The following is a 12,261-nucleotide window of genomic DNA, read 5'->3' as shown; positions in this document are numbered from 1 at the left end:
TAATGAAAACTACAATTACAATTTTGATGGCCACTTACAATGGTTCAGCATTTTTAAGCGAACAGCTGGAGAGTATAATTTCTCAAACGTATACCAATTGGGAACTCTATATCCGCGATGATCAATCTACTGACCAAACCCGAAACCTTTTAGCAAAATACGTTGCTAAAGACCCACGGATTAAGGTATTGGAATTAGAGGGGGAGCATGGATCGCCAGTGCTTAATTTTGGCACGTTATTTAACTACATTAGTGCACGGGAGACAGATTATATGATGTTTGCCGACCAGGATGATATTTGGTGCGCAAATAAAGTAGAGGCAAGCCTCGCCTACATGCAACTACTGGAACAAGCTGAATTGAAAAGCTTTCCGATATTAGTATACACTAACTTTCAGTTTGTTGATGAGATGGGTGTCAAAATTAATGAGGAGTTGAATATGCCTGCAACCTTAACGCTACCGATGTTGTTGCTTGGCAACTACGCCTATGGTTGTACCATGATGCTCAACAAGGCATTAATCAATCAAATCAATATCATTCCCAGCAATGCAGTCTATCATGATTATTGGATTGCGCTGGTGGCTTGCTCGTTCGGCAAAGCAATATTATTACCCCAGAAATTATTGGCCTATCGCCAGCATAGTAAAAATTTCAGTACGAACCTAGACAGCCGCTCGATGGGCTCTCGTTTTAAAAGATACTTGTACACTACTACTCAATTACCTGCACTCACAAAGCAATATCAAATGATGGATGTTTTCTTCGAAACCTACAAACCGCATTTCAACAAAACCAGCCTACCGATTATCGCGGGTTTTTTAACTGCAATGAAGCAAAGCAACCGCACATTAATTAGCTTTATGCTACGTCATCATTTTAAAAAGGTAGGATTGTTATCAACAGTTGCACAGTATTACCTACTCCTTCGCCTGCGTAAAAAAATTAAAATGGCTTTAAATCAAGTTTAAAACTTTGTCTTATAAATTTATTTTTTTGCAAAACATTAAAATTAATTACACTATTCTCAAACATGGCCTAAATTGACTAACTTCGTCTACATTTCGTAAAAAATATGCATCATTCAAAAGTCAGAATTCTCGGTTTAAGTATTGTATCATTCATCTGTTTATTCGCGGTTCCAAGTTACGCTCAAACTATTCCTGTAGGGTTGTTAGAGAATGTTGAGGATGCATATAGAAGGCAACAATTGCTAGGACTTGATAGCTCCAATGCCTCATACATGATCAGACCTATGCATATTTCAGCTACCAATAACCTTGCTTTGGGTCAGCAGAAAAATGGCGAATTACTCTATCTTACCCAGTTTCGGAAAGAAATTTATGTGGCAAACGAAGGTAAGATCGCATTTTACTTATTGCCTGCAGTTGTGCAACAGCAACTGAATACGCACCATCCCTATGGGATAAATGATGGATCTATGGTGCAAGCTAAAGGGTACCAAACTCAGGTGTCTGCAGGTGTATTCGCCAAAATTGGTCCCTTGTCTATTCAATTAAGGCCGGAGTACGTCTTTGCAGAGAATAGCAACTTCCAAAAATTGAGCGATGCCAATGGACCGGTTTTTAAAAAGGTAGTTGCCCAGTATTATTATAACAAAATCGATTTGCCAGACCGGTTTGGCGATGGGAAATATAGTAAGCTAAGCTGGGGTCAAAGCAGTATAGGCGTAAATGTTGGTCCGGTGGCGCTGAGCCTATCTAATGAAAACCTATGGTGGGGACCAGGTGTTAGGAATTCCTTACTAATGACTAATAATGCATCTGGCTTTAAGCATTTTAGTTTAAATACAACCAGACCCATTCAAACCTATATCGGTGATTTTGAAGCGCAAATCATAGCAGGGAAACTAGAACAGTCTGGCGTAGCACCACCAACAGGTACGGGCTTTGTGCGCAAAGCTAACGATTGGAGGTACCTTTCGGCGATTGCAGTTACCTATCAGCCGAAATGGGTGCCAGGCTTATACCTTGGTGCAGACAGGTCATTTATAGTAAATAGTAAGGATATCGGAAAGGGCTTTGCCCATTATTTTCCCATATTTAAGGCCTTGCCTAAGGAAGATTTTGATAATCCCGATCGCACTAATTCCGAAGATCAATCTAAACAAGACCAGTATATCTCATTTTCTGCCCGTTACGTGTTACCCGAAAGCAAAGCCGAAGTTTACTTGCAATACGGCCGTAATGACCATGCTTACAATTTAAGGGATGCGATTGTTGAGCCTGAGCATACCAGGGCCTACGTGGCCGGTTTTAGAAAACTAGTACCATTGGTTCAGGAGGATGAGTTTATTCAAATTGGGTTAGAGTTTACCCAATTGCAAAAAAGCACCACCAGAGAAAGCAGAGCGAGCGAAACCTGGTACACACATTATCAGGTAATTGACGGTTACACCAATGAAGGGCAGGTTCTTGGTGCAGGCATCGGTCCCGGTAGCAATATGCAGTCTTTGGATTTGGCATGGGTAAAGGGCCTTAAAAAAATAGGTTTGTTATTAGAAAGAGTGGTTAATAATAACGATTTATTGTACAGTTACGCAGAGGCATCAGGAGAAAAATCACAATATATCAACAGGCATTGGGTTGATTTGGCGTTTGGGGGCAAATTCGCATGGAATTTCGATAAACTTGTAGTCAATTCCCAGCTAACCTATATTCGATCATTAAACTATCAGTATAATTGGGAGGCCGGTCCTGATTATTGGCAGTGGAACAAAAAAGATGCAAATAATTTACAAATTAAAGTAGGTGTGCTCTATAATTTTTAGCGCATTCCGATGAGCTGGCGTTTATCAATCCCTTTAATATCACCTTGAGCGTATCGAAACGCTGGTATCAAAAATTCTGTAAACGTTATCGCTTAAAAGCGATGAACTGATGTTCCTAATAGGGGATAGATGTTCAGGCCCTAAGCAACCTATGAAACCCATCTTTTAACTGATGGCTCTGATGTTTTTCTTTGTGAAAAAATAAAAGAAAAAATACTATACTAGCTGTTAGGGTCAATGTCTTTAAATTTGGTTAAAAATTTACAATAAATATTGATTATCCCGTCCAATCCTGACCCTTTTAACTTGAGTTCGATTAATAATCTGCTTTAATTTGGGTTATTTGGCGCCCTGCATGAACGGTCGTCACCCTGAACTTGTTTCAGGGTCTTTATAGCGAGGCGGTTTAACAGGAAAGATGCTGAAATAAATTCAGCATGACGATCGCGTGAGGTAAAGCGGCTGTAAACACTCACTATGATTCAAATATTAATCGAACTCAGGTTAAAAACCTGAGTTCGATTAATCAGCATGCGAAAATCTGCGTTGATGGTTTGGTCATTAATGGCAGGCTTTTTAGGAAAGAATGAATAGGCAATCAGGCCTGCGATGCTTTTCTTACCGGCTTCCGTTTTATCTTAAACATCCTTAGTCCGCATTTGTAAAAAACAAGATCGCCAGGCCGCCAATTATTTTGATTATTCTATTCTGGATCTTCATAATTTTGGTATATTAGGTTAAACAAAAGGATGATCACTCAATTTAATCTACCTGATTAATGATCCGAAAAAATATCCAAAAACCCACCTTTACGCCACATTTACCCCACGTTTTAGCCACCTTCCGGCCAGGCCAGCCTGCACCCTGCTTCGTATGTACTTTACCCCTGCTTCGAAAGCGCTTTACTTAAATCAAAGCCCCGTTATAGGTGGGCGATGTATCAAATTGGCATTACTTTCGCCTGGCAGGTCAACAATAGCTAAATAAAAGGTAAAGAAAAACATACCCTGGTGTTATTTTGGTCTATAGCTAAGCCGATACGGCTATACCAATATAGGGCAGGTTCTTAGTCAATGTCATTATTTAAACCATTGGCGTAGGTGAAAATAATTTAACCACAGATAAAAAGGATGCACACAGATATAAAAATCCGTGTTTATCTGTGTGCATCTGTGGTTAAAACCTTAACTTAATGACATTTGGTTACTGGCGCAGGAATTGTTCCGGGGAGTAACCCGCAATCTTTAGATGTGAGCTGGGTAAAAGGCATGAAGAGAATCGGTTTGCAAATCGAGAGGCTTGTAAATCACAACGACCTGTATTAAACTGCGATCACGACAGACAATAGAAGGAAATGGATCGACCTATCTCTTTCAGGCAAGTTTGATTGGAATATCGAAAATTTGTATTGAATTCAGAACTTGGTTATATTCGTTCACATCATTATTAATATGTCTCTTTTGCAGCAGATAAATTTTGCAATTGAGATCAGCAGGATCTAGGGAACCTACAATATGAAGCTTGGCTTAGCTTATATTTTTTAATATTATTTCCAATATGATTATTTTTTATAAAATAATTTGAATTAATTGGTGAAAATGTGATAATTGTCATTGATAGTGTTAAGAAATAATTAAAAAAAATATATGTTTTAATATTTCTGCAAAAAAACTGTTAACTTGCGATGAATTTATTCCGTATAACGATTACTTGCATGTTTCTAGCTTAATTGATGTTCAGCTTTCTCAAAAATAAAAAACCTGTCGTAAGAGATTTGAAGTGGTTGGGTGTCGATATGCACTCACATCTTTTGCCTGGAATAGACGATGGATCACCAGATCTCACACAATCAATATCGTTAATATCAAAACTTAATGAATTAGGGATTGATCAGTTTATATGTACTCCACATATATTTAAGGAACTATATCCAAATACCGCTGAAACTATAAATACCGCTTTGGAGCTAACCAAAGCTGCATTACGAAAGGCTAATTTAGACGTCAGTATCTCTGCAGCGGCGGAATATATGTTAGATGAAAACTTCGAGATTAGCGATATGATGATGTCTTTGCCGAATAGACATATTCTGGTAGAAATGTCTTATCTGAACGAAACACCAAATGTAGAGCAAATTATCTTCGATCTTCAGATTAAGGGATACACTGTTATTTTAGCTCATCCTGAAAGGTATAATTTTTACCATAAAGCCTATGAAAGGTTTGGTCGCTATCATGACATGGGCGTTCTGCTACAATTGAATTTGCTCTCGATAACAGGGTACTATGGAAAAGATGTGAAAAAAGTTGCTGATTATTTGATTGAGCATAAAATGTATGATCTGGCTGGGACGGATTTGCATCATGATAGACACCTTGAAGCATTGACTAAGGCAGTACTAAGTGGATATCTTCATGAAAAAATAGGTAATTATCCTTTCAAAAATCAGCTATTGTTTAATGGCTGATTATAATACCTTAAATTAGGTATATTTAATGTATTTATAAAACACTAAGTTTGTTCACAAATAACTAAACAATAAAAACACACCTTTCTTACTATGAAAAGATGTCCGAAAAACAACTTGGCATTAAAATGCTTTTTACTCTTAACAATTTTAGTTATCGTGTCGTGCGGAACTACAAAAAAAGTAGCTTATTTTCAAGATATTAGTTTAGAAAAACAGTCTGAATTGGCCAATACTGCTAGATTTACTGATCCAGTAATTCAGTCTGATGATATTTTATCTATTTCAATCTTTACTATCGATCCAACCACGGGTATGGTAGTCAATCAGGCGGCAAGCCAAGCCATAAGCGTTAGCACTGGCTCTGTCACTGGTTTAGGTGCTACTCCGCCAACTTCCGGTTTCCTTGTTGATAAAAATGGACAGATTGATCTTTCAGTAATCGGAAAGATAACTGTTACTGGGTTAACCACTTTCCAAGCAAGAGATCTAATCAAGGAAAAGGCGGCTATTGTATATACAAATCCTAACGTTCAGGTTCGTTTTGCAAATTTTAAGGTAACTATTTTAGGAGAGGTTGCGCACCCTGCTTCTTACGTTATTCCGAATGAAAAAGTAAGTGTGCTTGATGCTCTGGGTATGGCTGGTGATCTGACCATTTATGGTAAAAGGGAAAATGTAACTCTTATCAGGGATAATTTAGGCAAAAAAGAATTTGCCCGTTTAAACTTAAATTCTAAAGAAATTTTCAATAGTCCATATTTCTACCTCAAGCAAAATGATGTACTTTACATTGAACCAAACAAAGGGAAGGCAGCATCATTAAACAGTGCCCGGACACAAACATTTGCATTGATAGGTACAGCACTAACTGTTCTCATAGCATTAATAACAAGGCTTTAATCAATTATAATAGATAATGAGTATTAATATAAAAGATAATTTTTCAGAAGAGACGGAAGACGCAATTGATTTTAAACAATTTTTTGGTAAAATATTGTCCAAATGGTATTGGATATTACTTTCTGCGATAATTTGCTTAGCCTTATCAGTTTTATACGGCCGTTACAAAACTCCAATGTACAAGATTTCTGCACGAATCTTGGTCAATGATGAGAAAAAAGGAGCAGGTTTATTAGGGGAGAACTCTGTGTTGGGTGATTTGGGAGGAATACTTGGAGGTAAAAGTACAGTAGACAATGAAGCGGAAGTTTTAAAAACTCGGTACCTGATGGAACAGGTTGTAAGAGACATGGATTTAAATGTCACCTATTATAAAGCTGGTACAGTCAAAAGTATGGAATTATATGTTTCGCCATTTAAAGTGAATGTGGTTTCTTTACTAGATACAGTTAAGGGTGCGGATGTGAAGGTTCGTTTCTCCAAAAATAAAATTTCACTAAAAAGCGACATGATCGATACTTTAGTGAACTATGGTCAGTCCTTCAGGTTGGAAGGGGTTGGGGTACTGAACATCATTCCAAATCACAATATCCCAATTGGTGCAGGAGATTATAGCTTTACAATTAAATCGGTAGATTCAAAAGTGGCCTCTTTAATGCAGGACCTGACAGTTGAGGTGAAGAATAAGCAAGTTACCATTGTCGATCTAACATTGGTACACCCTATATCTAAAAAAGGCGAAGACATTTTGAATAAATTGATTCAGAAATATGTTGAGCAAAATATAAATGATAAAAATGAAGTGGCTGATAGTACTGTCAAATTTATTCAAAACCGATTAATTTCTATTGGTCGTGAACTTGGCGATCTTGAAGGGAACATTCAGGGGTTTAAGCAGAAGAACTCCCTGGCCGACATGGCTGAGCAATCAAAAGTTTTAGTGCAATCAACCTCCCAATATATCTCCGAGTTATCAAAGGTTGAGACTCAAATAAGTGTCTTTAAAAGTTTGCAGGAGTATATGGGAGATGAGTCGAAAAATAAAAGGGTATTACCCAGCTCGTTAATCCCTACGGATATGGTGTTTAATGGTGCAGTTGAAAGTTATAATCAGTTAACTCAAGAGCGGGCCAGGAAATTAATTGGCGTAACCGAATCTAATCCCAGTATTATCTTGCTTGATAAAGAAATTGCAAATTCAAGGGCTAACATTGTTTCAAATCTCGCTAGCACATTAAATGGCTTAATTATCACAAGAGATAAAATTAAAGCCGAAATTGGTAAGGCTGATAGTCAGGTTAAAAATGTTCCAGAAATAGAACGGAATTATTTGAATTTGGCAAGGCAACAGCAAATAAAGCAAGAGTTATATATCTTCTTGATGCAGAAATCGGAAGAAACAGCCATTTCTAAAACGTCGAATATCTCAAATTCTAAAACCATTGACCCTCCAAAATCTGAAGTGACTCCATTTAGTCCAAAGAGGTCAGTAATTTATTTGGTGGGCTTGGTAATAGGCTTAATAATTCCGATAGGTTTTATCTATATCAAAGATTTGCTTGATAATAAAATACAAACTAAAGATGATATATTAAAGAGGACACTAGTCCCTATTGTTGGTGAAATCAGTCATGATGAAGGTAACGATAACTTAGTTGTAGCCAATAGTTCTCGCTCGGCTATTTCAGAGCAGTTTCGGGCCTTAAGAACTAATTTGTCATTTTATTTGAAAAATACTGATCAGAAAGTAATTTTACTTACTTCAAGTATGTCAGGAGAGGGTAAATCATTTGTGGCAATAAATCTTGGAAATATATTGGCACTTTCCAATAAACGGGTAGTTTTAATGGAGCTTGATTTAAGGAAGCCAGGATTGTCTGCAAAGGTCGGGATTGCAAATCAAATAGGCTTTACCAATTACATTATTGACAATTCTATACAAACTGGTGACATTGTTAAGCCTTTAGCATTGCATGATAATTTGTTTATCGTAAGTTCAGGTCCTGTCCCTCCAAATCCTGCAGAAATGATCATGAATGAGCGTACAATTACCCTGATAGAGGAGCTTAAAAAAGAATTTGATTACATCATTATTGATGCCCCGCCTGTAGGTATTGTAACTGATGCCCAATTATTGGCAAATATCGCAGATTTCTGTATGTATTTGATTCGTCAGAATTATACCTTAAAAGAGCAGATCGGTATTGTTGAAAATTTAAGAATGGATCAGAAAATGAAGGATATTGGAATAGTTGTTAACGATATTCAGGTACATGAAGGCTATGGCTATGGCTATGGTTATGGCTACGGCTACGGCTACGGCTATGGCTATGGTACGTATGGTCACGAGCCGCAGAAGAAAGATAGTTTTTGGAAACGATTAATGAAACGAAGCTAATATATCAATTAATGAAAGACAAAGTTTTAGTAACAGGCGCAGCAGGATTTATTGGATCCAAAGTATGTGAAATGCTTTTAGAAAAAGGCGAGACTGTTGTAGGCATTGATAATATGAATGATTATTATGATGTTACGCTGAAGGAGGATCGTTTATCTAAAATAGCAAAATATCCCAAATTTATTTTCCATAAACTTGACATCGAGTCGCTGGACGATTTAAGATTTATCTTTGAAAAGTATGAATTCCGTACAGTATTCAGTTTGGCAGCCAGAGCCGGTGTTCGTTACAGTATGGAAAATCCATGGATTTATATGCGTACCAATGCTGAGGGTACTTTAAATTTACTTGAATTAATGCGCACCCATGGTGTAAAGAAAATTGTTTTGGCCTCTACATCAAGTTTATATGCAGGTTTACCGATGCCGTTTACTGAGGATTTGCCTGTAAATACTCCTATTTCTCCATATGCAGCTAGTAAAAAGGCTGCAGAAGTTTATGCCTATACCTACCATAAACAATATGGAATAGATGTATCTATTTTGCGTTATTTTACTGTTTTTGGTCCGGGCGGCAGGCCCGATATGGCGCCTTATCGCTTTGCGAAATGGATCCACGAGGACACCCCCATCACTCTGTTTGGTGACGGTTCTCAATCACGTGATTTTACGTACATTGATGACATTGCCCGCGGAACAGTTTTGGCCGAAAAGGATTTAGGATATGAGATTATAAATCTTGGTGGAGGCAATGAACCTGTTACAATCAATCAATTTATACTTTGGTTGGAAGAAATTATTGGTAAGAAAGCCATAATTAATTATTTGCCAAATCATAGTGCTGATATGGAATATACCATGGCTGACATTTCTAAAGCAAAAAAGCTTTTGGGATGGGAGCCTCAAGTGAGTAATTTTGAGGGGGTTAAAAATCTTCTTGCCGATTTATCTCAATTGAAATATCAGGTTTAAAACAAAACTTACATCTTTAGTATTTCATGTCAGAAGAAAATAAAAAATCTAATAAACTCATAGCAAAAAACACGCTCCTTTTATACTTTAGGATGCTGATGACAATGGCTGTTAGTCTATATGCAAGTAGGGTTATTCTAAAAACACTTGGAGTTACAGATTTCGGTATTTATAATGTTGTTGGCGGTATCATTGTCCTATTTTCCTTTGTGAATGGTGCGCTGCTTGGATCCACTCAACGGTTCTTAAATTTCGAAATTGGTAAAGGTGATATTGAAGCTCAAAAGAAGATTTTTAAATCTAGCTTGTCTATTTATATCATTTTTTGTATAATCGTTATTATTCTTGCAGAAACGGTAGGAATATGGTTTCTAAACCACAAGCTGAATATTCCTGTTGGACGTGCTGGTGCTGCATTGGGTGTATTTCAATTTTCGCTTTTAGCTTTTTGTTTTAACATTATACGCGTTCCATATAATGCCACTGTAGTAGCTTACGAAAAAATGTCTTTTTATGCATATTTAAGCATATTGGAAGTTGTATTGAAACTACTTATCGTATACTTTTTACTGGTTATTCATTTTGATAAACTTATAACATATTCGTTTCTGGTAATGGGTGTTTCTATCGTAGTACTCATCCTGTATGTGATTTATTGCAAAAGGAATTTTCAGATCTGCGATTTCAAATTTCACTATCATAAAGCCGATTACAATCAGATCCTGGGTTTTTCTACCTGGACGTTATTTGGAAGTATTGCTAATGTTTCCATTAGCCAGGGGATGAACATTATATTTAATATCTTTTATGGCGTAACCGTTAATGCTTCCTTAGGGCTCACAAATCAGGTTAGAAATGCAGTCAATAGTTTTTTAACAAATTTTCAGGTTGCTTTTAGCCCTCAGATTGTAAAATCATATGCCGCTGATGAACATGGAAGGTTTCGTAATTTATTGCTTGCAACATCTAAGTATTCCTTCTTTTTGATGTATCTAATTGCAATTCCTTTTTTAATTAATTCTGAATTCGTAATTACTAAGTGGCTGGATACCGTACCTGCACATTTAATTGTATTTTGTAACTTAAGTATGCTGAACTTGTTAGTCGATTCTATTTCTGCTCCACTTGGCATTGCCATAAATGCAACCGGAAAGATTAAGTATTACCAGATTATCTATAGCGCACTTTCCGTTGCAGCCGTACCTGTAGTATACCTATTAACCAAAATTGGATATGAGCCTGATATTGTATATGCGGTTTGGGTTGTTGTCAACTTTCTGGTATATCTATGGAAAATAATCTATGTTACAAAAAGAGTGGACCTGCCAGTCTTAATTTATTGTAAGGAAGTATTGCTAAGGGTTGGGGTCGTTCTAGCTGTCTCTTTGCCAATTATCTTTTTAATCATTCATTATATACATACAGGTGGTTGGGCGTATTTAATAATAACCACCTTAATATCTTGTGGTATCACTCTATTAACAATGTTGATTATTGGAATTAATGGTGAAGAAAAGAAAACTCTTAAAAATTTCATTAATATAAAATTTAAAAAATAAATATAGTATGAAGAAAGTAGGACTTATTACCTATCATGCCTCACATAATTGTGGATCCATTTTACAAGCATATGCCCTTCAAAAAGTTATTAATGAGAAAATCGGATTAGATAGCGAGTTCATCAATTTTTCTAACGAGGGCCAGCATGAAATGTACTCCATTCTGAAAAAGGTTAACGCTCCCAGAAACATTATTGGTAATCTTTTAAAATTAAGTTTTTATCCCCTTCTTAAAAAACAACAAAAAGATTTCAATAACTTTATTGATAAACACCTTCCTGTTGCTAAAGAAGCTTTTAAGTATACAGAAGAACTTAAAGCGATAGATGGTAAATATGATTATTATGTTTGTGGGAGTGATCAGGTCTGGAATACCAGGGCAGCCGATTTTGACGATGCATATTTTTTAAGTTTTGTAACAAAAGGAAAAAAAATTGCTTATGCTACAAGTTTAGGAGCGACGAATATTATAGAAAAGGATGCTGATCGGGCACATTATAAGAAACTTGTTTCTGATTTTTCTTCATTATCAGTTAGAGAGGGTAATGCCCAAAAACTCATTCAGGAAATATATGATCGTCCGGTAGAGATTACATTAGATCCAACCTTATTACTTGAAAAGAAGGATTGGGAAGATTCTTTCGATCTCAGTAAACCATTGGTTAAGGGGAAATACATATTCTATTACGCTTTTAATTACAATGACCAAGTAAATGAGTTTGTAGAGGAGATTAGCAAAAAGCATAATTTACCTGTTTATATTATTGATGCCGGTCCATGGGGTCCGGGTAGAAAATTTAAATATGGATTTAAATTGTCAAAAAGATTTGGACCCTTTGCAATGATGAACCTTATGATGCATGCTGATTTGGTGTTTACCACATCCTTTCATGGAACTGTGTTTGGTACCTTATTTGAAAAGAAATTTTGGTTTGTGAAGAGTAATATGCATAACAAGAATGACAACAGGGCTACTTTCCTTTTAAACCAATTGGGATTAATTAATCGGTTTTTAGGAACCGAGGAGTTAAAGAGTATTGATTTATATCAGGAAATCTCTTTTGAGGATAGTAAAGAGAGGTTAGATTCGTTAAAAAAAGCCTCAATAAATTTCCTTGAAAAGTCATTGTCGGAATAAGTTTATTTGCTTAAGTAAATTAGAAATGAGTTAC

At 36.3% G+C, this 12,261-nt stretch carries 8 protein-coding genes; all 8 read left to right on the top strand.

The features are described from left to right. Nucleotides 1-2: 2 nt before the first annotated feature. The 8 genes from ACUN24_RS02775 to ACUN24_RS02740 all read left to right on the top strand — a co-directional run bounded on the left by ACUN24_RS02775 (nucleotide 3) and on the right by ACUN24_RS02740 (nucleotide 12,227). Nucleotides 3-971, top strand: coding sequence for a glycosyltransferase family 2 protein (locus ACUN24_RS02775; RefSeq protein WP_445561143.1), 969 nt, complete (start codon nucleotides 3-5; stop codon nucleotides 969-971). Between the two features lie 104 nt (nucleotides 972-1,075). Further along, nucleotides 1,076-2,791, top strand: coding sequence for a capsule assembly Wzi family protein (locus tag ACUN24_RS02770; RefSeq protein ID WP_445561142.1), 1,716 nt, complete (start codon nucleotides 1,076-1,078; stop codon nucleotides 2,789-2,791). A 1,732-nt stretch (nucleotides 2,792-4,523) separates the two neighbouring features. Next, a complete protein-coding gene (locus tag ACUN24_RS02765) occupies nucleotides 4,524-5,258 on the top strand; it encodes a tyrosine-protein phosphatase (RefSeq protein WP_445561141.1) in 735 nt (244 codons plus the stop codon). Between the two features lie 93 nt (nucleotides 5,259-5,351). Further along, complete coding sequence (locus ACUN24_RS02760) at nucleotides 5,352-6,161, top strand: polysaccharide biosynthesis/export family protein (protein ID WP_445561140.1); 810 nt, start codon at nucleotides 5,352-5,354, stop codon at nucleotides 6,159-6,161. Between the two features lie 16 nt (nucleotides 6,162-6,177). After that, the gene (locus ACUN24_RS02755) at nucleotides 6,178-8,559 is read left to right on the top strand and encodes a GumC family protein (protein ID WP_445561139.1); all 2,382 of its coding nucleotides are present in this window, start codon (nucleotides 6,178-6,180) and stop codon (nucleotides 8,557-8,559) included. Nucleotides 8,560-8,570: 11 nt separating this feature from the next. Further along, the gene (locus tag ACUN24_RS02750; protein ID WP_445561138.1) at nucleotides 8,571-9,530 is read left to right on the top strand and encodes an SDR family NAD(P)-dependent oxidoreductase; all 960 of its coding nucleotides are present in this window, start codon (nucleotides 8,571-8,573) and stop codon (nucleotides 9,528-9,530) included. A gap of 26 nt (nucleotides 9,531-9,556) precedes the next feature. Next, complete coding sequence (locus ACUN24_RS02745; RefSeq protein WP_445561137.1) at nucleotides 9,557-11,089, top strand: lipopolysaccharide biosynthesis protein; 1,533 nt, start codon at nucleotides 9,557-9,559, stop codon at nucleotides 11,087-11,089. 7 nt (nucleotides 11,090-11,096) lie between these two features. Then, nucleotides 11,097-12,227 carry a polysaccharide pyruvyl transferase family protein gene (locus ACUN24_RS02740; RefSeq protein ID WP_445561136.1) on the top strand — a complete coding sequence of 377 codons (1,131 nt, stop codon included), beginning with the start codon at nucleotides 11,097-11,099 and terminating at the stop codon, nucleotides 12,225-12,227. Nucleotides 12,228-12,261 lie beyond the last annotated feature (34 nt).

Source organism: Pedobacter sp. WC2501 (genome assembly GCF_052682415.1).
This window is presented reverse-complemented; position numbering and strand designations above follow the sequence as displayed.